Origin of the sequence: Pontibacillus sp. HN14 (genome assembly GCF_021129245.1) — a bacterium.
Classification (GTDB): domain Bacteria; phylum Bacillota; class Bacilli; order Bacillales; family BH030062; genus Pontibacillus.
Genome location: NZ_JAJOLR010000001.1, coordinates 359,112 through 382,765, shown reverse-complemented (window position 1 = coordinate 382,765; position 23,654 = coordinate 359,112). Strand labels below are relative to the sequence as shown.

At 39.3% G+C, this 23,654-nt stretch carries 24 protein-coding genes; 14 read left to right on the top strand and 10 right to left on the bottom strand.

Annotated elements, in window-relative coordinates:
• Positions 1 to 37: 37 nt before the first annotated feature.
• From LQ226_RS01955 to LQ226_RS01945, 3 genes are all read right to left on the bottom strand, one after another.
• Positions 38 to 262 (bottom strand): PLDc N-terminal domain-containing protein, encoded by a 225-nt coding sequence (locus tag LQ226_RS01955; protein ID WP_231416164.1) that lies wholly within the window; start codon positions 260 to 262, stop codon positions 38 to 40.
• Between the two features lie 111 nt (positions 263 to 373).
• Positions 374 to 763 (bottom strand): hypothetical protein, encoded by a 390-nt coding sequence (locus LQ226_RS01950; protein WP_231416163.1) that lies wholly within the window; start codon positions 761 to 763, stop codon positions 374 to 376.
• 185 nt (positions 764 to 948) lie between these two features.
• Positions 949 to 1,830 (bottom strand): patatin-like phospholipase family protein, encoded by an 882-nt coding sequence (locus LQ226_RS01945; RefSeq protein ID WP_231416162.1) that lies wholly within the window; start codon positions 1,828 to 1,830, stop codon positions 949 to 951.
• Positions 1,831 to 2,026: 196 nt separating this feature from the next.
• Between LQ226_RS01945 and LQ226_RS01940 the strand changes: the two genes are divergently transcribed.
• Both LQ226_RS01940 and LQ226_RS01935 read left to right on the top strand, forming a co-directional pair.
• Positions 2,027 to 3,196, top strand: coding sequence for an aminotransferase A (locus LQ226_RS01940; protein WP_231416161.1), 1,170 nt, complete (start codon positions 2,027 to 2,029; stop codon positions 3,194 to 3,196).
• Between the two features lie 33 nt (positions 3,197 to 3,229).
• Positions 3,230 to 3,352, top strand: a complete 123-nt coding sequence (locus LQ226_RS01935; protein ID WP_231416160.1) for a DUF6254 family protein — start codon at positions 3,230 to 3,232, stop codon at positions 3,350 to 3,352.
• A 28-nt stretch (positions 3,353 to 3,380) separates the two neighbouring features.
• On the opposite strand, the gene LQ226_RS01930 is transcribed toward LQ226_RS01935, so the two are convergent.
• Entirely contained in the window at positions 3,381 to 3,593 is a 213-nt protein-coding gene (locus LQ226_RS01930) for an aspartyl-phosphate phosphatase Spo0E family protein (RefSeq protein ID WP_231416159.1), read from the bottom strand.
• A gap of 241 nt (positions 3,594 to 3,834) precedes the next feature.
• On the opposite strand from LQ226_RS01930, the gene LQ226_RS01925 reads away from it, so the two are divergent.
• The 6 genes from LQ226_RS01925 (at position 3,835) to LQ226_RS01900 (ending at position 9,136) form a co-directional block, all read left to right on the top strand.
• A complete protein-coding gene (locus tag LQ226_RS01925; RefSeq protein ID WP_231416158.1) occupies positions 3,835 to 4,692 on the top strand; it encodes an ATP-grasp domain-containing protein in 858 nt (285 codons plus the stop codon).
• Between the two features lie 76 nt (positions 4,693 to 4,768).
• Positions 4,769 to 5,110 carry a PilZ domain-containing protein gene (locus tag LQ226_RS01920; RefSeq protein WP_231416157.1) on the top strand — a complete coding sequence of 114 codons (342 nt, stop codon included), beginning with the start codon at positions 4,769 to 4,771 and terminating at the stop codon, positions 5,108 to 5,110.
• A 66-nt stretch (positions 5,111 to 5,176) separates the two neighbouring features.
• Positions 5,177 to 5,701 carry a signal peptidase I gene (gene lepB / locus LQ226_RS01915; protein WP_231416156.1) on the top strand — a complete coding sequence of 175 codons (525 nt, stop codon included), beginning with the start codon at positions 5,177 to 5,179 and terminating at the stop codon, positions 5,699 to 5,701.
• A gap of 431 nt (positions 5,702 to 6,132) precedes the next feature.
• On the top strand, positions 6,133 to 7,197 hold the full coding sequence (locus tag LQ226_RS01910; protein WP_231416155.1) for a zinc ribbon domain-containing protein: 1,065 nt from the start codon (positions 6,133 to 6,135) through the stop codon (positions 7,195 to 7,197).
• A gap of 20 nt (positions 7,198 to 7,217) precedes the next feature.
• Positions 7,218 to 8,354 carry a S1C family serine protease gene (locus tag LQ226_RS01905; protein ID WP_231416154.1) on the top strand — a complete coding sequence of 379 codons (1,137 nt, stop codon included), beginning with the start codon at positions 7,218 to 7,220 and terminating at the stop codon, positions 8,352 to 8,354.
• Between the two features lie 269 nt (positions 8,355 to 8,623).
• A complete protein-coding gene (locus LQ226_RS01900; protein WP_231416153.1) occupies positions 8,624 to 9,136 on the top strand; it encodes a DoxX family protein in 513 nt (170 codons plus the stop codon).
• 16 nt (positions 9,137 to 9,152) lie between these two features.
• Here the strand turns inward: LQ226_RS01900 and LQ226_RS01895 are convergent, their stop codons facing one another.
• Both LQ226_RS01895 and LQ226_RS01890 read right to left on the bottom strand, forming a co-directional pair.
• Positions 9,153 to 9,683: a hypothetical protein gene (locus LQ226_RS01895; RefSeq protein ID WP_231416152.1), complete on the bottom strand. Its 531-nt coding sequence runs from the start codon at positions 9,681 to 9,683 to the stop codon at positions 9,153 to 9,155.
• 13 nt (positions 9,684 to 9,696) lie between these two features.
• Positions 9,697 to 11,394 (bottom strand): sensor domain-containing protein, encoded by a 1,698-nt coding sequence (locus LQ226_RS01890; protein ID WP_231416151.1) that lies wholly within the window; start codon positions 11,392 to 11,394, stop codon positions 9,697 to 9,699.
• Between the two features lie 235 nt (positions 11,395 to 11,629).
• Between LQ226_RS01890 and LQ226_RS01885 the strand changes: the two genes are divergently transcribed.
• Genes LQ226_RS01885 through LQ226_RS01870 form a run of 4 tightly spaced genes read left to right on the top strand, consistent with a single transcriptional unit; the run spans position 11,630 to position 15,621 of the window.
• A complete protein-coding gene (locus LQ226_RS01885) occupies positions 11,630 to 12,376 on the top strand; it encodes a carotenoid biosynthesis protein (protein WP_231416150.1) in 747 nt (248 codons plus the stop codon).
• 44 nt (positions 12,377 to 12,420) lie between these two features.
• Entirely contained in the window at positions 12,421 to 13,029 is a 609-nt protein-coding gene (locus LQ226_RS01880; protein WP_231416149.1) for a lysophospholipid acyltransferase family protein, read from the top strand.
• Between the two features lie 13 nt (positions 13,030 to 13,042).
• A complete protein-coding gene (locus LQ226_RS01875; RefSeq protein ID WP_231416148.1) occupies positions 13,043 to 14,155 on the top strand; it encodes a glycosyltransferase family 2 protein in 1,113 nt (370 codons plus the stop codon).
• Positions 14,152 to 15,621 carry a phytoene desaturase family protein gene (locus tag LQ226_RS01870; RefSeq protein WP_231416147.1) on the top strand — a complete coding sequence of 490 codons (1,470 nt, stop codon included), beginning with the start codon at positions 14,152 to 14,154 and terminating at the stop codon, positions 15,619 to 15,621. Before LQ226_RS01875 ends, LQ226_RS01870 begins: the two co-directional genes overlap by 4 nt.
• A gap of 46 nt (positions 15,622 to 15,667) precedes the next feature.
• Here LQ226_RS01870 and LQ226_RS01865 read toward each other — a convergent pair whose 3' ends face one another.
• From LQ226_RS01865 to LQ226_RS01855, 3 genes are read right to left on the bottom strand one after another with little or no spacing between them, the layout of a single operon-like run.
• Positions 15,668 to 16,516 carry a phytoene/squalene synthase family protein gene (locus LQ226_RS01865; RefSeq protein WP_231416146.1) on the bottom strand — a complete coding sequence of 283 codons (849 nt, stop codon included), beginning with the start codon at positions 16,514 to 16,516 and terminating at the stop codon, positions 15,668 to 15,670.
• Positions 16,513 to 18,000, bottom strand: a complete 1,488-nt coding sequence (locus LQ226_RS01860; protein WP_231416145.1) for a phytoene desaturase family protein — start codon at positions 17,998 to 18,000, stop codon at positions 16,513 to 16,515. The genes LQ226_RS01865 and LQ226_RS01860 overlap by 4 nt, the downstream gene beginning before the upstream one ends.
• Positions 17,997 to 19,484 carry a phytoene desaturase family protein gene (locus LQ226_RS01855; protein ID WP_231416144.1) on the bottom strand — a complete coding sequence of 496 codons (1,488 nt, stop codon included), beginning with the start codon at positions 19,482 to 19,484 and terminating at the stop codon, positions 17,997 to 17,999. The genes LQ226_RS01860 and LQ226_RS01855 overlap by 4 nt, the downstream gene beginning before the upstream one ends.
• A 206-nt stretch (positions 19,485 to 19,690) precedes the next feature.
• Here LQ226_RS01855 and LQ226_RS01850 point away from each other — a divergent pair, with 206 nt between their 5' ends.
• A complete protein-coding gene (locus LQ226_RS01850) occupies positions 19,691 to 21,436 on the top strand; it encodes a B12-binding domain-containing radical SAM protein (RefSeq protein WP_231416143.1) in 1,746 nt (581 codons plus the stop codon).
• Positions 21,437 to 21,500: 64 nt separating this feature from the next.
• On the top strand, positions 21,501 to 21,611 hold the full coding sequence (locus LQ226_RS01845; protein WP_231416142.1) for a YjcZ family sporulation protein: 111 nt from the start codon (positions 21,501 to 21,503) through the stop codon (positions 21,609 to 21,611).
• A gap of 46 nt (positions 21,612 to 21,657) precedes the next feature.
• Here the strand turns inward: LQ226_RS01845 and LQ226_RS01840 are convergent, their stop codons facing one another.
• Positions 21,658 to 23,631 (bottom strand): sensor domain-containing protein, encoded by a 1,974-nt coding sequence (locus LQ226_RS01840; protein WP_231416141.1) that lies wholly within the window; start codon positions 23,629 to 23,631, stop codon positions 21,658 to 21,660.
• Between the last annotated feature and the right edge of the window lie 23 nt (positions 23,632 to 23,654).

Below are 23,654 nucleotides of genomic sequence, written 5' to 3'. Positions count from 1 at the left end.
CTTCGTCTACAAAACGGGTACAATAGCACCTTAACTCTTAGTCATTTCGAATGAAGTAATATACAATTAGCCCAATAAAAGGGAATATAATTGTTAATATTAATACAACAATCGCATATTCTTTACTTTTCCCTTTGCGTTGCGCATCTCTATATGCCCAAATACTCGTTATAATATTTAATACAAATAGTGCGATCGATACAAAAGCTATAATACCTAAAAATAATCCAGCTATCCCTAATCCAGTTGCTGCGCCTAACATGGGATCTCCTCCTTTTCATTCATACCATATGTACGGTTACATCGAGTACAACGTTTCACTTATTTTGTACCCCGCACACCATATCATTCAAACAAAAAGGAGGACATACCTCTATACACTCTTAGGTTTTTGTTTTTTGTGTTGTTTAATATACGTCACCAATCGCTCTGTAGCAAAGGTCACAACTACAAACCCTCCGAAACAAATGAGAGCAAGAGCGCCATTCGATACATCACGAACTTCAACTTCCCCTGTTCCGCTAACCCCTTGATATACTTCATAAAATGCAAGTATAAAGAGCACCACTAATGCAGCTAGAACATAGCTTAATAACCTATCCCACTTTAATAAGATCATCCAGTAAATGATGGGACGAACGATATTGTAGAATAAGATAATTAAAACCATTGCGAAAAAAAAGTGTAAGTGCTGATCGGTTATACCAAGTGGTGCTAACTGTGAATCTTTAATAAGCCAATCAAACGTTAAGAAACCTTCCATTCTTTTACCTCCTGCCCTTTGATGCTACAAGTATCGTCATGAAGGGTGATGATTATACGTTACTAGAATCTAAAGAAATGGCCCCAACCTGCACCCTTCGCCTTCTTCTAGAGAACAGACAAAAAAATGGGCAAAATCGCAATTGATTTTGCCCATCCACTCTTTTATTATAAATAAAGCCTATTTCATTTCATCGAAACTGAACGAGCAGAAGACGTTAAAAAATCTTGCAAGGCCTCATATTGACTTTCGGCTTCCTCGTACCCTTGTTGGTACAAGGCATGTAATTTGTCACGATTCCTTTCGATTCGACTTACAGCCAGTGGCTTTTTAGGTTGAATAATAAAGGCATTTCCTTGTTCTACAAGATCATCTACTTGTTCGACCGTTTTATTATATCGTTCGTGCCTATTTTCAAGTGCCTGAGTTAAATTTGGATAATCTTTAAATTTACGTTTCATAAGCCAGGAGAATTTCATCTTATCTTTTCGATATCCAGGATTCCGTGTGGAAATCACCACGTGCTTTGTATTCCCTTCTTGAAGAGAAGCCGAAATAGGAATTGGATCCGCAATTCCTCCATCCAACAGTTGCTTGCCTTCGTGATGGATCATAGGGGCGATAAAAGGCAAGGAACTCGAAGCACGGATCAATGATAGTAATGTAGGTCCGTCTTCAAAGAAATCATAGTACATTGGCAATCCGGTATGGACATCTGTAGTACCGACCACGAATTTCGTCTTTTTAGAATGTTGAAAGAAGCCGTCATAATCAAATGGTACAAGTTCATTAGGAAGTTTATTAAAGATGAAGTCCATCCCGAATAGCTCTCGTTTCGTAATCGCACGCTTATAGGATATGTATTCAGGGTGCCCTCCATACTCTACTAACACTTTGTAATTGCGTCCCTTTTGCCTTGCGACATACGATGTACCGTTACAAGCTCCGGCTGATGCCCCAACCACGTAAGGAAAGTGGAGATCCGCGTCTAGGAAAAAGTCTAAAACTCCAGCTGTATAAGCACCTCTCATGCCCCCACCTTCTAACACTAACCCTGTTTGCTCCATACTCGATCTCCCCTTTCGAACGTTTCCGTTATGGATCAATTATAACAATTTAACTCATGAAAATAAAAAAATTGATACACCTAAAGTAGCATACATAAGTATGCATTTGGATTTCCTTCAACCGTGTGAAACATGTTATGATGATGATTAAAACGTTCATCGTAGGACGTCTTTATGAATACCGGAGGTGACAACAGTGCATCATTTAATTAATCCGCACTTACAATCAATACAAATTTCAGGGATCCGAAAGTTTTTTAACATGGTTTCAGGGAAAGAAGGAGTTGTCTCATTAACCATTGGGCAGCCTGACTTCCCAACGCCTCAGCATATTAAACAAGCTGGCATCGAAGCCATACAACATAACCAAACATCTTATACCCATAACGCTGGTATGTTACCTCTTCGAGAAGCTATCTCCCAATTTGCTGATCAAGAATATGGTCTTTCCTACCAACCTGAAACAGAAATCATTACCACTGTAGGGGCTTCACAAGCCATTGATCTTACATTCAGAACCATTTTAACTCCAGGAGATGAAGTCATTCTGCCTGCCCCTATTTACCCAGGGTATGAACCGTGTATCCGTCTTGCAGGTGGACATCCTGTTCATGTAGATACAACTCACACAGATTTTAAATTAACAGTGGATATATTAGATCAACATATTACTGATAAGACAAAATGCATTGTGCTTCCTTATCCATCTAATCCGACAGGAGCCACTTTGAATAGAGAAGAAGTTCAAGCCCTCGCAGACTATTTAGAAAACCGCGATATATTTGTTCTTTCTGATGAAATTTATAGCCAGTTAACCTACGATGAACCACATACATCGATTGCCAGATTTAAAGGAATGAAAGACAAAACCATCGTTATTAACGGCGTATCAAAATCTCATTCTATGACCGGTTGGAGAATTGGTTATACGTTAGCTCCTGAATGGCTTTCAAAAGAAATGCTAAAAGTTCATCAGTATAACGTATCTTGCCCTACTTCTATTAGTCAACACGCTGCCCTCAGGGCCATCAAAGATGGAAAAGCAGACACAGAGGCCATGCGTACAGAATACAAAGAGCGTTTAGATTACGTGTATAGTCGTCTTACAAAAATGGGAGTTCCTTGTACAAAACCTGGTGGCGCTTTTTATGTATTCCCCTATTTCCCTGGTCTTAAAGAAAGCTCATTTAATTTTGGTCTAGATCTGGTGGAAAAAGCAAAGCTAGCCCTGGTTCCAGGAGATGCTTTCTCTTCATACGGGCAAGGTTACATGCGAATATCTTATGCCTATAACATCGATACATTGAAAGAAGCTTTAGACCGATTAGAGGAATACTTGACAGAAACTGCGCTCATAAACAATTAAATCTGAGGCATCCTAAAATTGAGGTGATTAAACATGAGCCATCAAAAACGACGTAAAGAGCGTGCTCTACGCCAAAGAAAAGAAAAACAAAGTCCACATGGCAAAGTTAAAAGCTTCGAGGAACTCAGTGAGGAACAAAATCAAGATAAGAAATAAAAAAACAGTAGGCGCTCGCCTACTGTTTTTATTTTTGATTTGCATTTTGTTTATGATAGGTATTGATTAATTCGTCTAATTCATGGCTGAGTTTTAATGATTCCTCACTCGTTAACCCCTGGCTTTCCGCAACTATAATCATACGCTCTCGTACTCCTTCAATTCGATCTAACAATTGAACTTTCGTTAATAAGCAAGCAACCACAACTCCCACCCTCTCTTCCATCCTTGACGTTTTCAATCGATGGCAGATTAAACGATTCCACCATCCCTATCTAGCGCAAAAATGTTACATATTGACATGCACGGAACTATTTACTACCACATATTGTATCTGAACTCATTATGGCAAACAAATGATCCCCTGTAAAGGAAATCGCAAAATAAGACAAAATCTATCAGAACCTCCTGTCATACTCATTGGTCTTTGGCAATTTTCGACAAATATTCCTATTGCTATTTTCATAGAATCTTTTTATAATTTGATTAGTTTTGGTTTTACGAATGAATTAGAGAAAGAGAAGATGAAGATGAACATGATTTCATTTCAGCCATACCGAACAATTGGTTTGCCAGGTATTACGTATATTAAGCCCGAACATACGTTTAAGGAAGCAGATAAGATTAAAGACGCAGACCTGATTTTATTCCCAGAGAAATGGCAGTTGCCTATGATTGTGCATGCTTGGAATAAGGCTATATTCCCTAGTTACGAAACCATTGTACTAGGTCATAATAAAGTCGATATGACCCGTGCCATTCAAGCTGCTTTTCCCCATGCGTTTCCCTATACGGAAATTCATGCCAATACGGATGAAAAAGCTCAGGAAATTATTGAGACCTTTGGATTCCCCTTTGTTGGGAAAGAGCCCAGGAATTCAATGGGGAACGGTGTGTATCTTATTACAGATTTGGAGTCCTTCCATCATTACAGGGCTCAAACGGATACCCTTTATGTACAAGAATGGCTCGAAACAGATCGTGAAATAAGAGTATGTATGGTAGGCACTACGATTACAGCCAGCTATTGGAAAGTTGCAGAACATGGACAATTTCATCATAATATCGCCAGAGGTGGCCATATCGAATACGATGCGATTCCTAAAGAAGTGATCGAACTCGTTAAACAGGTATGTCATACCTTCAACATTAATTATGCTGGCTTTGATGTCTTGCTTATCGAAGGAAGACCTTATATTTTAGAATTTAATGTTCTTTTCGGAAACCAGGGTCTTACCCAAAGTGGCATCGAACCTGAACGAGAGATGTATCGATATCTAACGAGTACTTTTCTTAAACCATCTCCAACATTACCTAGTGGAGACAAACATATTTCATAATACAAACAAAAAAGCATTCTTCCGAGGCTAAAGCTGAATAAGAGTGCTTTTCCATTTTACTTCAAGGGGAGATTCTATGTATTTTAAACGAAATGAACCATTCCGATACACGTTCGGGACTCCTGTTATGGGACAAGTAAAGAACCCTGAAGCAGAAAACAAAGTTGACATGAAAATTTGGGATATCAGTCAGCATGGAATGCGCATTGAACTATTACAATCGTTTCAGACAAAGGAAAACGATACCGTCCATGTCTTTTTCACCCTTCTTGATCAAGAGTTTTCAGCAGTCGGGACTGTGAAGTGGGTAAAATCGATTGCGGGAGTGCCTCAAGTAGGAATTGATTTAGATACCGATTCTACGTGGAGACAAACGCTCGTGCAAACCTTAAAACAATATGCTAAAAATCATATCTAAACCTTTCCATTTTTATGATACCATGGAGTAAGAAGTTCTCAGCAGGAGACGAAAGGAAGATCACTTTTGAAGAATAAAATCTTAAAGGAAATATTAGACTGGACAAAGGCCATTGGATTTGCCCTTATACTCGCATTTGCGATACGGCATTTTGTGTTTGCCACATCCATTGTAGAGGGAACCAGTATGGATCCTACTTTAGAAGATGGCGAGCGTGTTATGTATAATAAGTTCGTTTATTTAGTAGGTGAACCTGAACGAGGAGACATTGTGATCATCCAACGTCCAACCAAAAACTATGTAAAACGTATCATCGGTTTGCCTGGTGATACGGTTGAAGTAACTGAAGATCACACTTTATATGTAAATGGTGAGAAAGTAGAACAAGATTACCTCAATCAACAAGCTATTCAAGGAACTCGAGCTTTTCCTGAAAAGGAAGTTCCTGAAGATGAATATTTCGTAATGGGAGATAATCGGATTGTTTCTAAAGATAGCCGTAATGGACTTGGCTTTATTAACCATGATGAAGTCATCGGACGATCAGAATTGGTCATTTACCCATTTGATGAATTTAACTGGACACGCTAATGAATGTAAGAAAGCCCCTTCGATTTGTCGAAGGGGCTTTCGTTTATTTTAACCATGATCAAAAATGCAAAATCCAATATTCACTAGCAGGATCACTAAGGATACAATTCCAAACACCACTTCAAACATTTCACCCATTCAATCCACCCCCTAATATGTACGTTCATTTGTATTTTATCAGAAAATGCCATAAAATATTTATTTTTTCAAACAAAAATTTGTCAGCTTACCAAGATGGACAGGATTATCATAATCGAATTTCAAAAATATGGGTGATCTTAACAAAAACATTATGATAAACTACTAGTATCAATGATCGATGTACGAAAGCTGGTGAAAACATGGCCTTTTGCCCCTATTGCGGGACTAGAATTCATCCAGATGAAAGCTACTGCGTCTCATGTGGAAGACAGATTCCAGAAGACATTCATATGAGATCTGGAAACGAACACAATACCTTTAATATATGGTGGGCATTGCCCTTGGCTGTACTCCTTTTCTCCCTTCTATTAACAGGCGGCTCGTATTGGTTTATTGATCACCAATCTGCAAAGGCTCAAGAAAAGCTTGAAGAAGGAGAAGAATTAGCATTAAAGGGCAAATTTGATTCTGCACTCCATCATTTTGATGAAGCAATCGAATTATCTTATCAGTTCCCTGCAGCCAAACAAAATAAACAATACATGGAACTTGCCATAAAGATTGAGTCGTTATTAGATGAAGCCAAGTATCAAATATCCAAAAAGGAATATCAGGAAGCTCTTAAAGTGATTGATCAAGCTGAAAGTCAATTGAAGAATATGGACGGAGAACTGGTACGAAACCTTATTGAAAATATTGTTACACTTCGAAATAAAGCAAAGTTATATCAAATACAAGATAACGTCGAACAGGATTCATCCATATCGTATTTAAAAAGTGTACTTTGGCAAATTGAAGACATACAAAATGATGAAGCTCAGTCTATGGCTTCATCGGTACAGGAGCAAATTATCTCCCATGCTTTCTCTAATGCTAATAAGCATTTAAAGCAAAATCAATTTTCAGAAGCCAGAAGTTACGTGGAGGAAGGGTTACGCTTTGCACCTGAAAGTAAAAAACTTCAAAGTTTAAGGACAACCATTGAAAAGGAAAAGACAGCATTTGAAACAGCCCAGCAAAATCGAATTGAGCAAGCAATGGTTGCAGCCGAAGAAGAACAAAAGAAGAATAAAAATGATGCAGTTGAAGTTGCGACGATTAAGGCAACATTAGATGATCAGAATCACCTTGTTGTTCAAGGAAAGTTAAAAAGCGTCGCTACAGTACCGATTAACTCTGTTTCTCTATCCTACAACCTTCTTAACTCAGAAGGAGAAATCATGGAGACAAATGAAGTATATGTATATCCTGATACATTATATCCAGATGAAACAGGACAGTTTGAGTTTACACATTATGATGTGGAACAAGTCCTTAAGGTTAAAATCAGTAAAGTAAAATGGTTTCTACACTAACAAAGAATAAGGGTGAGAAGATGAATAAACATCCTAAACGACTCCCAATCACCTTTACGGTTTTTATCGTTATCGTGACCTCCATATCCCTAGTATGGATTTATCAAACAATTTATCAGACGCCTATTGGAAAAAAGAGTGCATTGGCGCAAGAGGTAACAGGAAGCGATCAGCCTAAAAAAGTTGATTTAAAAACATTAATCCATGAATCTGAAAAAAGTGTTGTGCAAATAGAAGCTTCCGGCAGTAAGGGTAAGAGTATTGGTTCTGGCTTTGTCTTCAATCAAAAAGGCGATGTGATCACCAATGCCCATGTCATAAAAGACTACGAAACTGTGTTTATAAAAACGACAGATGCAAGAATGTATCCTGCAGCGGTAATCGGAGTAGGGAAAGATACAGATATTGCACTTCTACGTGTCCCTCAGCTCTCCAACCGCACACCGATGCAAATGGATCTTCAAGAGATCGGAGAAATTGGAGATGAAATTATAGCAATTGGAAGCCCTCTTGGATTACAAACCACCGTTACAATGGGAACCATTTCAGGTACTGATCGGGAATTTACAATTGATGGCTTCTCCTATCAGGATGCTTATCAAATTTCTGCGCCTATTACCCATGGGAATAGCGGCGGTCCCTTAATTCATAAAGATACTGGAAAAGTCATAGCCATCAACTCGGCAGGAGCTGAACAGGGCTCAATTGGCTTCAGTTTGCCTATTCAAAATGTGAAAGACCGTTTAGATAAATGGTCCAAGGAAGCAGATTCTAAAGACTTGACTTACACAAATTCGATTAAAACCCGTGACCTAACGCATGCCCAATTAAAGGAAGATGCAAAATACCTAGTCAATTACTTTCACGAAAGCATCCTGATGCGCGACTACATTAGCGCCTATTCCATGCTAGGAAGTGAATGGCAATCTAAGAAGACGTATCAGGAATTTCGTGATCAATACATTCATACCATCGACATAGATTTAACCGATCTAACCTTTGATGTAAACGATAAGAATCAAGTAAATGTAAGCTTTACTGCAAAAGAAACCGTGCATAATGAAAAGCAGGAGACTACATCTAAAACCTATCAGGGATCATTTTTAATTGGTTATGAGAATGATCAGTTTAAATTGTTAAAAGGAAATCGGGAATAAAAGTAATAAGGGAAAATGCAAGCGGAGGGTCACCTGCTAAGAGTAAGGTAGCTTTCCGCTTACTCTTTTGTTTGTTCCTCATCTCCCCCCTTGTCACACATTAGACATAAAGCCTTGAACAGTTTGTGAATCAATTCACAAACTTATTCCTCAAATGCCATAAAGTGATATAGTATAAGTGTAAAGAAAATCACTCACCAAAAGCCGGCGAATCCCGAGTGAACAACTAAAAATGAATGGTACTCTTTAGTACCAAAGGAGTGGTTCTTATGTTCAACAAAGTATTGCGTGAGAACAACATTGTAGCGGCACTTTTAACTATTATTCGAGTTTATTTAGGGTACACTTGGTTTATGGCAGGTTTTCATAAATTAACCGGGCCTAGTTTTGATGCAAATGGCTTCTTGCAAGGTGCTGTTGGGAAAGCAACTGGCGATCATCCTGCCGTTCAAGGCTGGTGGGCTGCGTTTCTAGATACGATCGCTATTCCGAACAGTGGATTGTTTAGCTTCCTTGTTATGTGGGGTGAGATCCTAGTAGGAGCTGCTCTTATACTTGGTATTTTCACCACATTCGCAGCCCTAATGGGAATTACAATGAACTTTGCTTTCTTGCTAAGTGGTACAACAAGCACAAATCCACAAATGGTTCTACTGACTATTTTCATTCTAGTTGCTGGGTATAATGCTGGTAAATATGGTTTAGATCGATATGTCATTCCATTTCTCCGCAAAAATGTTGAGAAAAAAATACATCACAAACCAGCGGAGGCCTTTCGGTAATATAAATAACGCCAGGTCACTCTAGTGACCTGGCGTTTCTTAAATGGACGATCCAAAAAGGCGTTTTCTCATTTTCTGTATACATACAAAGCGTCCACACATTTGGCTTCGTTACAAACCCTTCAAAGGCCACTCTATTTCCTGAACCAGAATGAGTGAGATCAAGAGGCAAATCCATCGGTGCATAAAGGAGGAGTGGATCTAGTGTATCCCTAAGGTGAAGATTAGGGTTTAATTCATCTCCATACCGAGCTTTCACCACAACCGGCTCTACTTCACTATTGAGGTGGATAAATTGAAAATAAGTTTCTCCTTCAGGTGGAATCTTTGATGGAAGAGGAAAAAGGCACACTGCTTCTGAGTCCTTATAGGGGTATACAAGATGCAAGGAAGGAGCATCCATTTTCTCGCTTCTTTTCTTTATCATTTGATACTCACCGCTCTTTAAGCACACATCATGAGTAAGATCTACTCTTCTACACGTCAAATTTAAAAAAATTGAGGAAGCGCAGTCGTGCTCTATGGTTGTTTCTTTAAATAAAGCCATAGAAACCCTCCAATCATGATCCCTGTTGCTTAAACCAAGATGAAAACATATAGGATGTACTCCCCTTTTGCTTAGCGGCATATAAAGCTTCGTCTGCTTTCTTTAGAATCTCAGCCTCAGTCTCAGCATCGTCTGGAGCCATCGCAACTCCAATGCTAAACCCAAAATGGATCTGTTGCCCGCCCACTTCTAAGGGCTTCTTCATAGTATCTATTACTCGGTTTGCAATCTTTTCAAGTTGTTCGTGGGATTCAATATCTGGAAGTAAGATGGCAAATTCGTCTCCACCAATACGAGAAACGAGGTCTTCTTCTCGTATGATGGAAAGGAGTCTTTTAGAAAGCGAGATTAACAGTTCGTCTCCAATGTCATGACCATGCGTATCATTGATCTTTTTAAATCCATTTCCATCTAAATACATGATTCCAAATTTATAGTGATCCGAACGCTTCACGCGAGCAATAGCTTTGTGAAGAAATTCTTCAAAGACTCTTCTGTTGGTTAGACCTGTTAAATAATCCGTATAGGCCATTTCTTTTAAAGATTGCTCCGCTTCTTTTCTCTTTGTAATATCCCGGGCAGTAAAGATGATTTTCGACACCTCTCCTCCCTCATCTAGAACCGGCTTCACACTCGCTTCCATCCAAATCGAATTCCCTTTGGATGGAATCATGCGATATTCGATCCGTTCGCTTTGCCTCTTTTGAATAGAGTATTGCAGTAATCTTTTCACTTCCTCTTGATCCTCTGAATACACGTATTCATATAAACTCCCCCCGATCATACGGAAGGGGCCGATCCCTAGAACAATTTCATGTGATGGAGATGCATACGTGATCGTCCCATCACGGTCTAGCATTTGAATCAAGTCCTGTGTATTGTTCGCAATTAATCGGTAGCGTTCTTGTGATTCTGACAAAGCTTGCTTTGCCATTTTCTCTTTCGTAATATCTTGGATAAACGCCACAACAGCCACTTGTTCACCTGATTCATCAGGCAAGGTTGTGAAGTTAGTCGAAATCCATACAGAGGTCCCATCTTTCCGTTTCCACTTAGAAGAAAACCGGGATATATTTTGACCTTTATTAAGTAATTCAAAGTGAGATCGAATGGATGATTGCAGGTCTGGCTGCAGCGTTTCCAATTTAACATCCATCAATTCTTCTTTACTGTAGCCAAACATTTGATAAAAGGCATGATTAACATTTAAAATATGCTGATCCATATCAAACATGACTAATGCCTCTTCTGTGTTATCAATGTACGATCGAAATAATCGATCTACATGCCGAACTTCAGTCGTTTTTATGGATAAATGACTTAAATTTCTTGTAATTCCAATAATGTGGGTAATTTTATTTTCTTCATTAAAAACTGGGTATAAAAACGTCTCTGCCTTGAATTGTCCATTTGGCAAAATCACATAATCAGAATAAGTAACTGAAGCATGGGTGTTAAACGTCTTATCATATTGTTTCTGTAAAAAATTCGCATCCTCTGAATTCATACATTCATGAATGGACGAGCCTATGTAATAAGATGATAGCCTGGCTAAGTCCATAGCTGCTTCATTCATATATTCGTAGAGATACTGTTGTTTTGTTTCCTTCTTCACTACTTTCATAACAAAGACTCCATCTGTTAACACTTTAGCAAATTCCTTAAGCGTTACAAGCTGTGAAGTGTGAAAGTTTTGAAGGAATTTTTCCATGCAAATCCCTCGCTCTATTCAAACCATTTTCTTCGATTTACTCTTACTTAATCATATCATAATTGTTAAGGATCCCATAGACAACACTCTCATTGCTCTCTTGGACGATTAGGGAAAGCATAAAAGTTCTACAGAACAGACCTTTTATAATACAATCAAATTAACATCTTTAGTAAAACTATATGAAGAAAGGGAAACGAACATGTAGAGTTTGTTTCAAGGGAGGAATTTAGATTTGGTTTGGATATTTCGTTTCTTTGTATTTTGGTATGTGTGTGGGTTCATTCTCTTAAGTTTTGACCTCATCCCACCCGCTTTAGAGTGGGCGAACGCTGTTTTCTTAATTGTGGCAGGGAGTATCGGAGGAATTTACTTCGTTAAGCGATTCGGGGGAATAATCGGCTCTTTATATAGTCTGTTTATCGTTGCCTTTTCCATCGCTGTGGAACATTTCGGCGTTCAATATCATTTATGGTTTGGGAGTTACCATTATGAACAAGACTTCGGCCCCATGATAAGCGGTGTACCGATCACGATTGGATTTGCATGGTTAATGGTTATAGCGGGATCGCATGAGATTGCCAGAGTCATTGCTCCACAAGGGAAATCGTTTTTCCTTTTATTCCTACTAACCGGGAGCTTACTTGCTGTATCGATTGATCTCATATTAGATCCGGTTGCTTATCATGTAAAAGAGTATTGGATTTGGGATGAACCGGGTATGTATTATAGCATCCCTTTTTCTAATTTTATGGGATGGTTTTTCTTAAGTCTTTTGTTCCACCTCATCGGCTATCCAGCTATTGTGAAAAGCCAATCAGAACCCCGCTGGGAATTCCGTATGTTCTTAGTGTTTGAAGGGGTACAAGGAATGTTCGTGTGGCTTGCCATTCTTGGACAGCTTTGGTTTGCATCTATAGTGGTAGGGTCTGTGATGTTCTTTACCATCACATTTTACATAAAGAAAAGGAGAAGTCTATGATACCCGCTAATAAAAGTTCTTTTTGGGAATGGGGATTTCACTTGGTGTTAAAACGAATGTTTCGGTTTCACTTCAATCATTTACACTATACAGGTCCCCTCCCTGCTTCACCAAATCACACCCTGTTTCTTGTAAACCATAGCGCTTGGTGGGATCCATTAATTATCTTTCTATTAAACAAGCATCTCCTAAAGGCGGATGGCTATGGAATGATGCACGAAGAAGGCGTTAAATCCTTTCCTATTTTTAAGCGAATTGGTACCTTCTCAATTAATCGTTCAAACCCTAAAGACGTAATTGCATCCTTAAACTATGCAAAAGACTTATTAGATAACGAAAAAGCAGTATGGATGTTCCCACAAGGAGAAGAACGCCCGCTTGAAATTCGTCCGCTTGGGTTTCAGCCAGGGGCTTCTTACCTTATCGAAAAAACGAAACAAATCCAAGTGATCCCTGTTTCCCTTTACTATACATTTGAAGGCACAAGAAAACCAAATGTCTATGTGAAACTAGGACAAAATCTCATGCCAAGCTTTGGTAATGAGCAAAACAGACGGCAACGAACAAAACATGTAGAGAAACTGTGTACAGATCAATTAGAAGAATTAAAACGTGAAGTAATCGAAAAACATCAATTTCACACACTCTTCTAAAAGGGGGATTCTCTTGTCCATTTACATACTCGGATTCATTGGGTTACAAACGATAGCCCTTCTCTGGATCCTTTTTAATAGCGCCTTTATAAAACCATTCGTTATCTCAGAGTCAAGTACACCAAAACCATTTGTCTCTGTGCTCATTCCGATGCGAAACGAAGAGAGAAATATTGAGGAGCTTATTCATTCTCTTCAAACACTCAGCTATTCATCTTTTGAGTGTATTTTATTAGATGACCAATCATCCGATCAAACTCGCCTTCTCACAGAAAGAGCCATTCAAAATGATCCCAGGTTCTCTCTTATAGAAGGCCAGCCATTACCAGAAGGGTGGAATGGGAAAGTCCATGGCTGTCATCAGCTGAGTCAATTTGCTGAAGGGGATCTTCTCTTGTTTATTGATGCTGATGTTCGACTAGCTCCGGATACGATTGAACGAACGATTTCTACAATGGCCAAGCATGATGCTGGTATGATCAGCGGGTTTCCTCATTACGGCGATCGCAGTCACTTATCTCAATTACTCGTAACGCTGCAACATTTTGTGGTGTATGCCCATCTCCCAACGATCATAGCCAATAAAACTAAGCTTCCTTCCTTCACGGCTGCATGTGGTGGGTTTATTGCCTTCACTAAAGAAGCTTATGAATCAATTGGAGGTCATGCATCCGTTCATTCTTCTCTTTTAGAGGATGTTCATTTAGCACGTGTCACAAAAAAGAATGGGTTTAAAATGCTCCTTGTCAATATCTCCTCTCATGTTACATGTTATATGTACGAGTCCATTCAAGAAGCTATTGAAGGATTTACGAAAAATATCTTTATTGGCATCAATAAATCGAAAGTGATTGCTTTTTTCCTTATTTGTTGGTATACCCTAATGTATATCGTTCCGACTCCACTATTTGTATATAGCATTTGGAGCGGGAATAGTATGCTCTCCCTCCCTCTCCTTATAAGCATAGCGCAAAAGGTTTGGGTCGATTATAAGAATGGGACTCTACTCCGTTATAGTCTCTTCATGCCTTTGTCAGCGTTATTATTCGTATTCGTCTTAGCACGATCTATGTACACTTCTATAACAGGAAAAGCCTATACATGGAAAGGAAGGTCTTACTCATGAAGAATATTGTGATCGTAGGGGGAGGGTTAGCTGGTCTTTCCGCTGCCATTCACCTTGCTTCTGAGGGGCATCAAGTGAAAGTATTTGAGAAGAATGAGCATTTTGGTGGGAAAATGAAATCCATTGATTTAGGGAGTTACCATTTCGACTTTGGACCAAATACCATTACAATGCCCCAAGTGTTTATAGAAACAATTAAAAAAGCCGGATTAAATCCTGCCGATTATATTTCCTTTAAGAAGATAGAACATCATACAAGAAATGTCTTTCCTGATGGTTTTGTATTCGACCTCTCTTCTTCTTCTTCATTCATGAAGGAACAACTAAAGAAGTTAGACCCTAAAGGCTCATCTAGATACCCTGAATTTCTAAAAAAAATCGAAAGCTTGTATACGTTGTCTCATAAGTACTTTTTGCACCGTACGTTTGAAAGCTTTAGAGATTATTTATCTCCTTCCTTAGGAAGAGCTCTTTTAAAAGTAAGACCTAATCAGACGATGCATGACTTCTTTCATACATACTTTGAAAATCCAAAAACGATTCAGGCCCTGGATCGCTACGCCACCTATATCGGCTCGAACCCTTACGTCGCCCCTGCTACATTTGCAATGATCGCTTATTTGGAACTGGTTGAAGGCGTATACTATGTTGAAGGCGGAAATACAAAAATCGCCGATGCCTTTGTACAAGCTGCTCTTCACCTTGGGGTAGAGCTTTTTGGCCACAAAATGGTAAGTAGAATCGAAACATCTGGCGGGGAAGCGTCTGGGGTTTACCTTGAATCAGGAGAATTTATACATGCAGATGAGATTATTATTAACGGCGACCTCTTAAAAGCTTATCCAAACCTAGTAAAAGAAGAAGACCGCCCCTCTTTCACAAATAAGAGGGTTAGAGAGTATGAACCTTCTATATCAGGGTTTGTCATATTAGCAGGACTTGATGGAAAGATGGAACAACTCCACCATCACCACCTTTTCTTCTCAAACAATTACAAAAAGGAATTTACACAGCTACAAAACGGAGAATATCCTGGTGACCCTACCATCTATATTTGCACTTCTTCTAAAAGTGATCCTACTGTCTCTCCAAACGGAGATAACTGTTTTATATTAGTCAATGCACCCGCAACAGGAAAAGACCGGGTACCTATTGATCCTGAAGCTTACAAAGAAGTGATTTATAAAAAACTAGAACGCTTCGGACTTTCTATAAGGGAAAAGATTCAGGTCGAGAAAATCTATACACCTGAGGATTTACGTGTAGACTTTGGTGCTTTTAGAGGATCTATATACGGGCCAGCGGCCAATAAGAAAAAAGACGCCTTCCTGCGGCCCTTTAATCGATCACAAGACATTAAAAACGTTTGGTTTGCCGGAGGAAGTACTCATCCTGGTGGCGGAAGCCCTATGGTTGTTCTTAGTGGGCAAAACGTGGCTAGGGCCATTCATAACAAACATTCATAAAGTGAATAATTTATATGAGCCTAAAAAGGCGTAAACCAAAATTGGTTTACGCCTTTAATAGTTGAATATCTGATAGAATACCCTTTTTCACGTCATCACTTACAAAATTCCGTTCATTAAATACTTGATAATGATTGTCGCGAATCGAAGGTAGGATCGCTTTATATAAATAAGCCGCTCCTTTTACTGGGGTTCTTGAATAGAGCGGGTATTCATGAATCGTTTCTAGAGCTCTTGCGTAATACATTTCTGCTTTCATCGCTAGATGCTCCCATATTTCAATAAAGGCTTCATTTATTTCATGCTCCCGCAGTTGTTCATAAGAATAACCGTACGTGTTAAGTAGTGTTGTAGGAATATAGAGGCGTTCTCTTTCTAAGTCTTCCCCAATATCTCTTAAAATGTTCGTCAATTGCATCCCTTTTCCTAGATCAATCGCACCTTGCCTTAATACCGCTTCTTTGCCAGGTGCTAAAACAGGCAACAACATAAGCCCTACTGTGCTAGCGACTTGATAACAATACGTTAACAGTTCATCCTCAGTCTCTACCACGTGAGGATCAATATCTTTCCGTTGTCCATCAATCATTTCCTGAAAGGGAATAGGGTCCATAGTGAACGAAGAGAAAACATCTTCTAAAGCGACCCACATGGGATCATCTTCTGGCACTTCTCCTTGTAAAAAGTTATGAAATTGTCTTTCAAATTCATCCAACTCTTTCTTTGGAGCACTTCCTTCATCTACTATATCATCGACTTTTCTACAAAAGGCGTATATCGCCCAGACGGCTCTTTTTTGCTTTTTTGGCAATAAAGAGAAGGCTTTAGAGAACGTTTTCGAATGCGTTTCTATAATGGTTTTACAATGGGAGTATGCGTTATTAACATTTATCAACCTTCGACCACCTCACTTACGTTGTAGTATACCATATGATGATCTTTTAGGTAATTAGAAAGAAGTTTGGCACCTTGCATAACGATTGGAACACCACCCCCTGGATGGATCGATGCACCTACTGCATAGACATTGTCTACTTCATAGGGCTTAAGTTGTGGACGGAATACACCTGATTGGAACAGAGTAGGGGCAATTCCAAAGCTCCCTCCTCCAAACAACCCTTCTCTCATAGATTCTTTCGGTGTTTTTATCTTGATCCACTCAATATGATCACGTAACCCCGGGTAGCCTCTCGCTTCTAAGTGGTCTAATACCATCTCGGTAAATGATTCTCTATGATTCTCCCAATCTAATTCCTCTCCTGAAGGCACCGGTACTAATGTATATAGAACCCCTTTACCCTCAGGGGCCAGAGAATCATCTACTAATGATGGATGAAAGGTATAAATGGAAGGGTCCTCAGGCAATTTCTTATGTTGGAACACATCTGCCATATGCTGGTCAAAGTTATCACTCATAATAAATTTGTGAATAGACGGTTGATCATAGTTACGATCTAATCCCATATAAACAAGAAAACAACCAGATGATGGAGTATAAGAGCGGTTCAACTTCTTCTCTTTTGGAAGAAGTTCATCCATAATAGGAAAGTCCCCATTCAGCACGATATCATCAAATGCTTTCCAATCACCATTCACAACAATTCCATCACAATGTCGATTTCGCACCCCTACATGTTCCACTGTGCTACCTGTCTTTAAGGTGACGCCACGCTCCTTGAGTTTTCCGATTAAAATATCAACTAAACTAGCATATCCACCCTTCAAGTACCAAATACCATGTTCGTGTTCGCTATAGGATACAAGAGAGTAAAGCGCAGGAGACTCTGCTGGATGCCCACCAATATAAAGTGTCTGGAGGGCGTACGTATTTTGGAGTTGTTCACTCTTAAAGTAACTTTTCATCATTTTCTTTACGTGTTGATAGGCTCTAAGTTTTACAAGCATTTGAATATTTTTAGGGGTGAAGAACTGTCGTTTCTTTACAAATTGTTGCTCCAAAAAATGCTGTTGACCCATATGAAATCGCCATTTCATATCTTGAATAAACCGTTCAAACCCTTCACCATCTCCAGGATAAAGGCGTTCAATTTCCTGCTTCTGTTTCTCAATATCTCGAAACTTCAACATTTGTTCACCATTTGTATAATCAACCGAATAAAGAGGGTCACAAGCAACAAGGGGAATCTCTTCTCTTGTAATGCCCCCCTCTTCTAAGATGGAGAGAAGCATCTCAGGCAAGAGCACAATCGTTGGCCCTTCATCCACCTTATAGCCCTCGTGCTCAACAAACTGGAGACGTCCTCCGAAATGGTCTTTTTGTTCGTATATAGTAATATCGTAGTTTTGATCTTTAGAAAGTAAAAGAGCTGTTACAAGCCCTCCTACACCTCCTCCTACGATTGCCAGGCTTCTAGTCATGCTTGTTTCACCTCCTCTGTTTCTGCTAACCAATTCGCTGTAATACGTGCGGATTCTAATATAGTCGGGAGTCCACTTCCAGGATGGGTTCCTCCTCCTACGATCCAGCAGTGATTTAATTCATTAAAGCGATTATGCGGTCTGAAGTACATCATCTGAGACAGTTGGTGCCCAAGATTAAATGTAGCCCCTCGGTAAACATTGTAGTCTTGCTCCCATCCCTTAGGGGTTAAGATCTTTTCTTCTTCGATTTGATCTTCAGTAATGGTAATACCGCCTTTATCCTTTAGCACATCTAAGACAAGATCTCTAAATGTTTCTTTCTCCTCGTCCCAGTCAATTTCTGAGAAATTGTTCGGCACAGGGGCTAATACGTAAAGGGCTGTTTTCCCTTTCGGAGCTAAGGTCGGATCTGTGATGGAAGCGTTATGAACATAAATAGATGGGTCATCTGAGAGGTCAAGAGACTTTGTAATCTCTTCAACATTCTTCTTATAATCATCCGAAAATATAATGCTGTGATGCGGAAGATTTATCTCCCCATCAATGCCTAAATACATCATGAAAGTGGAACAGCTGTATTTCTTTTTTTCCAGATTCTCGCTCTTATATTTCTTAAGAGCAGTTTGATCCACAAGCTGATCCATTGCCTGAGCAAAATCTGCATTTACAATAACCTCATCAGCCTCAACAACTTCTCCGTCTTCAAGTTGCAAGCCTGTTACATTTTTGCCGTTCGTCATTAATCGGGACACGCCTCGATCTAAATGAATGTGACCTCCGTATTCCTCAATCACTTTTGCCATGGCTTCAGATATTTGGTTCACCCCACCAATTGGGTGAAACACACCGTATTCGTGTTCCATATAAGAAAGGATTGAAAAAGCGCCTGGACACTCCCACGGAGACATCCCTAAGTATTTGGCCTGAAATGTGAACGCAAGCTTTAGTCGCTCATCGTCAAAATATTGAGATAAAACATCATAGAGTGACTTCCCTAATGCTAAATGAGGAAGAGCTTTTAAGGTTCTCGGTCGTACATAATCTATAAGTCGATGGTGACGATTTTGAAGCATTGGCATTAAAGCATTCATACGTTTTCTCGTTTCATTCATAAAACGATGGTAGCCCTCTTCACTGCCGGGAAATTGTTGGCTCAGTTCTGACGTCATCCGTTCAGGATCTCGGTACATTGTTACCTGTTGATCCTCAAATATAAGATCATACATTGGATCGAGTTCGACTAAATCCATGTAGTCATGAAGGTTTCGACCCGCAGCTTGAAATAACTCTTCTAATATATGGGGCATGCTGAAAAATGTAGGTCCCACATCAAACTGATAGTCTCCTAGTTTTAATTTTGCATTTCTACCTCCAACAACGCTATGTTTCTCATACACATGAACGTCATATCCTTTCGCTGTTAAGAGCATTGCTGAAGCCAAACCTCCTGGCCCGGCGCCTATAATGGCTATTTTTTTCATATCTTCACCCACCGTTATACATTTATTGTACATTCATTATACAACCAATTCCCTAGAACCGCAATTTTAAACTGTTTCATTATGAAAATTGGGCCTGAACACTACTCTCTTTCTACCTTAGAAACAGAATCACTCGGTATTTCCCCTTCTTCTCAGCCACTTATGGTAAAATTTGATTAGGAAAAATTTAGAGGAGTGTCCGTATAATGAACGTAATGGTTTCTACTTTGAACGCAAAATATATTCATACATCCCTTTCTATTCGTTATCTAAAAGCAGCTGCTCAACCCGAATATGATGTTAAGATGCGCGAGTTCACAATTAACGATCCTGCCCTTTCAATTGCTAGTTCTATATATGAAGAAGCCCCTGATGTCGTGGGTTTTAGTTGCTACATTTGGAATATAGAAGAAACCATACCAGTCTTGTCGATCTTGAAAAAAGTAATGCCTCATGTCGTTATTGTCTTAGGCGGACCCGAAGTAAGCTATGATAGCGACTATTGGATGGATCGCATTCAAGAAGTCGACATTATCGTTCGGGGAGAAGGGGAGCAAACGTTTAAGAAGGTCTTGAATGCCGTTGAAGCAAACACCCCTCTTCACAGCATTCCGGGTTTAACATTTAGAGACCAAGGTGAGGTTCATGAAACAGGACCTTCACCCAAGTTTCCGTTAAATGAAATTCCTTCACCCTTTCGATTTGAAGAAGACCAAAAAGATTTATCGAAACGTATAACTTATGTAGAAACAAGTAGAGGGTGCCCGTTCACTTGCCAGTTCTGTCTATCCTCGATAGAATTTGGAGTTCGATACTTCGATATTGAGAGAATGAAGGACGAAATCACCTATTTGATGGATCATGGGGCTAAAACGATTAAATTTCTTGATCGGACGTTTAATATTAATCGAAAGTATGCACTAGAAATGTTCGACTTTTTGATTCATAATCATCGGCCAGGAACAGTCTTCCAGTTTGAGATTACGGCTGACATTATGAGGCCTGAAGTCTTAACGTTTATTAATGAGAATGCTCCTGCAGGCCTATTCCGTTTTGAAATAGGCGTTCAGTCTACTAATGATCAGACAAACGAATTAATCAAACGAAAACAAAATTTCAAGAAATTAGAACGAACAATTACTATGGTCCGCGAAGGTGGAAAAGTTGTTCAACATCTCGACTTGATTGCCGGATTGCCTGAGGAAGATTATACATCCTTTAGACAAACCTTTAACGATGTATTTCGAATGAAGCCTGAGGAGTTACAATTAGGCTTTTTAAAGATGTTGAGAGGAACAGGACTCAGAAGAGATGCACATAAGTGGGAATATGAATTTATGGATCATTCACCTTATGAGATGCTTTCAAACCATGTTTTATCATTTTCAGAGGTTACAGCGATTAAACGAGTCGAAGATATCTTAGAGAAGTATTGGAATAAGCATTTTATGGACCATACGGTGCACTATGTGACAAACGAAGTATTTGAGAGTCCTTTTGACTTCTTCCAATCTTTCGGTGAATATTGGCACGACAAAAAGTGGAATAAAATCGGTCACCAGTTAACAGATCTATTCAACCGCTTATATGAATTTATACAAATAAAAGCACCTCAACACATTGAGGTTGTAAAAGGTCTTATGAACCTGGACTATTACGGGAATTTCAATCAAAAGCCAAGAACCACTTGGCATCAAGATGATTGGAGTAAACAAGAAAAACAACAAATGTACAATGAAATTTGGGACAACCTCAATCACAAAGAAAGGTTCACAAAACGAGATCTCCATAAACACTCAATGATTGACCCTGTCCCATTCCATGTACATCATTATTTAAAAACTGGAAAAATCGTAAATCATTCCGATCTTTTAGTAGCCTACTATAGTCCTAATGAAAAGCAAATGCAATTCTTATCCGCTTCTCCAAAGAGCAATTCTTACACAATCTAGGCATACGTCCATACGAATTCAGCTCTTATCACATATATATAGAACTAGATAGGAGGTGATTTGGATGTATTGTTGCGGATATGGCCAGGGTGGCTACGGCTACGGAGGCGGCTTTGCGCTGATCGTTGTACTTTTCATCCTTCTAATCATCGTTGGTGCAGCGTTTTACTGCTAGTTCCTTATAAAAAAGGCAGTCCAATACGGGACTGCCTTTTTTTGCGTTAAACGGTTAGTTTTTGAAACATGGTATTAAGATGTGCCGGAGGTAGAGGTTTGCTATAGAAGAAACCTTGCATTTCATCACAGCTCTCATTCTTCAGGAAAGTCAGCTGCTCTTCTGTTTCCACACCCTCGGCAATGACTTTCATATCCAATGAATGAGACATATGAATAATCGATTTTACAATCGCCTCGTTTTGTTTACGATTTTGTATAAATACCTTATCAATCTTCAATTTATTTACAGGGAATCGGCTCAGATACTTTAAAGAAGAATAGCCAGTACCAAAGTCATCAATGGAAACATAAACACCTAAGTCCCTCAGACCTTCGAGCGTTTGTATAATATCCTCTTCATTACTCATCGCCATACTCTCGGTAATTTCTAATTCCAGATACGATGGATCTAGCCCTGTTTTCTCAAGAATAGACGCCACCCGGTCCACAAGATCATTTTGATGAAATTGTTTAGCTGATAAGTTCACCCCGACTATGATTGGATTGTACCCTTCATCTTGCCATTGTTTGTTCTGACGACAAGCCTCATACATGACCCATTCACCAATTTCTAGTATTAATCCCGTCTTTTCAGCCAGGGGGATAAACGTACCTGGTGAGATAAACCCTTCCTTAGGATGATTCCAGCGCAGCAACGCTTCCACCCCAACTATACTCCCCGTTACAATGTTCTTCTGAGGTTGGTAGTGTAACTCAAATTGGCCCTCTTTCAATGCCTTCCGTAACTCTGTTTCCATTGTTAAGATCGTCTTAAAATCTTTAGAAATAGAAGATTCAAACATTTTATAATCATTTCTGTAGTGCTCTTTAATAACATTCATAGCGGAATCGGCATGTTTAATTAACTCGTTTGCATCCCTTCCGTCTTCAGGATACAAGCTAATTCCAATACTTACAGACGTAAATAACTCAAAATCATCGATTTGAATAGGATCTTGGAATTGATTAATGATGTCTTGAGCAAGTATTTCTGCTTTATCTTTTGAGGTCACATGACGTTGAAGAATTAAGAATTCATCCCCGCCCATACGAGCGAGAAAGGTTTGTTCATTCTGCAAACCTTTTAACCGAAGGGCACAAGACTGAAGCAACTTATCTCCAAAAACGTACCCCATTGTGTCATTAATTTGCTTAAAGTAATCAATATCCATAAAGTAAACCGCGAACATTTCCCCAGATTCATAAGCCTGGTCAATCACACTCATTAGTTCTTGCAAAAAATATGTACGATTCGGTAAGTCGGTTAATTCATCATAATAAGCCATAAACTCAATCCGCTTTTCATTTTCTACTCGCTCTGTAATATCACGAATAACAGCACCGCGTAAGAGTTTATTATGATATGGATAAGGGTGAGCCATGACTTCTAAGTGAATGCGGCTTCCTCCTTTTGAGATTGCTGTTATCTCATAAGGTTCTTTTGGAATGGTGTTAATCGTCTCTCTCAGAAACTTATAATGGTTAGGGTCTACGATGTCAAATACACTCTTTTGCAGCAGTTCTTCACTTTCATAACCTAAAATAGTTGCAAATGTATCATCACATTCCACAATCATTCCTTTATCATGTAGAACGATTCCTTCAAGACTCGAATCCATTAATTGGCCCAACTGTTTCTTTAAATCACTAATGGGTTCATAAAAAGAGGAAGAATGAAACATTATACAATAAAGCTTTCGGTTATTCTCCTTTACACCAATCATTTTCGCTTGCAACTGGCGTGCTGATCCGTCACATACCTCTGTCGATACATAAACACCTTCTTGCTCTTTTAAGTGCTCAAAATCTAAATAGGAAAAGATCGATAGGTGCCCGCCCGGAAGATCCAGGAGATCTTTAGCTGCTTGATTCCCCTCTACGATCTCGCCATCCTCATCCACAAAAAGGAGCGCCTCCTGGAAATGATCCAGGAGCTCCAAGTGAACGGGAAGGGTTGACTGACTTGATGGGTTTGACATGTCGTATTCCTCCCAAAACTAAT

Bases quoted from the DNA above. Each gene is read 5' to 3' on its own strand.
- LQ226_RS01870 (WP_231416147.1), top strand. From the start codon at position 14,152: ATGAAGAATATTGTGATCGTAGGGGGAGGGTTAGCTGGTCTTTCCGCT.
- LQ226_RS01850 (WP_231416143.1), top strand. From the start codon at position 19,691: ATGAACGTAATGGTTTCTACTTTGAACGCAAAATATATTCATACATCC.
- LQ226_RS01860 (WP_231416145.1), bottom strand. From the start codon at position 18,000: ATGACTAGAAGCCTGGCAATCGTAGGAGGAGGTGTAGGAGGGCTTGTA.
- LQ226_RS01935 (WP_231416160.1), top strand. From the start codon at position 3,230: ATGAGCCATCAAAAACGACGTAAAGAGCGTGCTCTACGCCAAAGAAAA.
- LQ226_RS01950 (WP_231416163.1), bottom strand. From the start codon at position 763: ATGGAAGGTTTCTTAACGTTTGATTGGCTTATTAAAGATTCACAGTTA.
- LQ226_RS01945 (WP_231416162.1), bottom strand. From the start codon at position 1,830: ATGGAGCAAACAGGGTTAGTGTTAGAAGGTGGGGGCATGAGAGGTGCT.
- LQ226_RS01910 (WP_231416155.1), top strand. From the start codon at position 6,133: ATGAGATCTGGAAACGAACACAATACCTTTAATATATGGTGGGCATTG.
- LQ226_RS01905 (WP_231416154.1), top strand. From the start codon at position 7,218: ATGAATAAACATCCTAAACGACTCCCAATCACCTTTACGGTTTTTATC.
- LQ226_RS01845 (WP_231416142.1), top strand. From the start codon at position 21,501: ATGTATTGTTGCGGATATGGCCAGGGTGGCTACGGCTACGGAGGCGGC.
- LQ226_RS01840 (WP_231416141.1), bottom strand. From the start codon at position 23,631: ATGTCAAACCCATCAAGTCAGTCAACCCTTCCCGTTCACTTGGAGCTC.
- LQ226_RS01955 (WP_231416164.1), bottom strand. From the start codon at position 262: ATGTTAGGCGCAGCAACTGGATTAGGGATAGCTGGATTATTTTTAGGT.
- LQ226_RS01890 (WP_231416151.1), bottom strand. From the start codon at position 11,394: ATGGAAAAATTCCTTCAAAACTTTCACACTTCACAGCTTGTAACGCTT.
- LQ226_RS01895 (WP_231416152.1), bottom strand. From the start codon at position 9,683: ATGGCTTTATTTAAAGAAACAACCATAGAGCACGACTGCGCTTCCTCA.
- LQ226_RS01855 (WP_231416144.1), bottom strand. From the start codon at position 19,484: ATGAAAAAAATAGCCATTATAGGCGCCGGGCCAGGAGGTTTGGCTTCA.
- LQ226_RS01900 (WP_231416153.1), top strand. From the start codon at position 8,624: ATGTTCAACAAAGTATTGCGTGAGAACAACATTGTAGCGGCACTTTTA.
- LQ226_RS01920 (WP_231416157.1), top strand. From the start codon at position 4,769: ATGTATTTTAAACGAAATGAACCATTCCGATACACGTTCGGGACTCCT.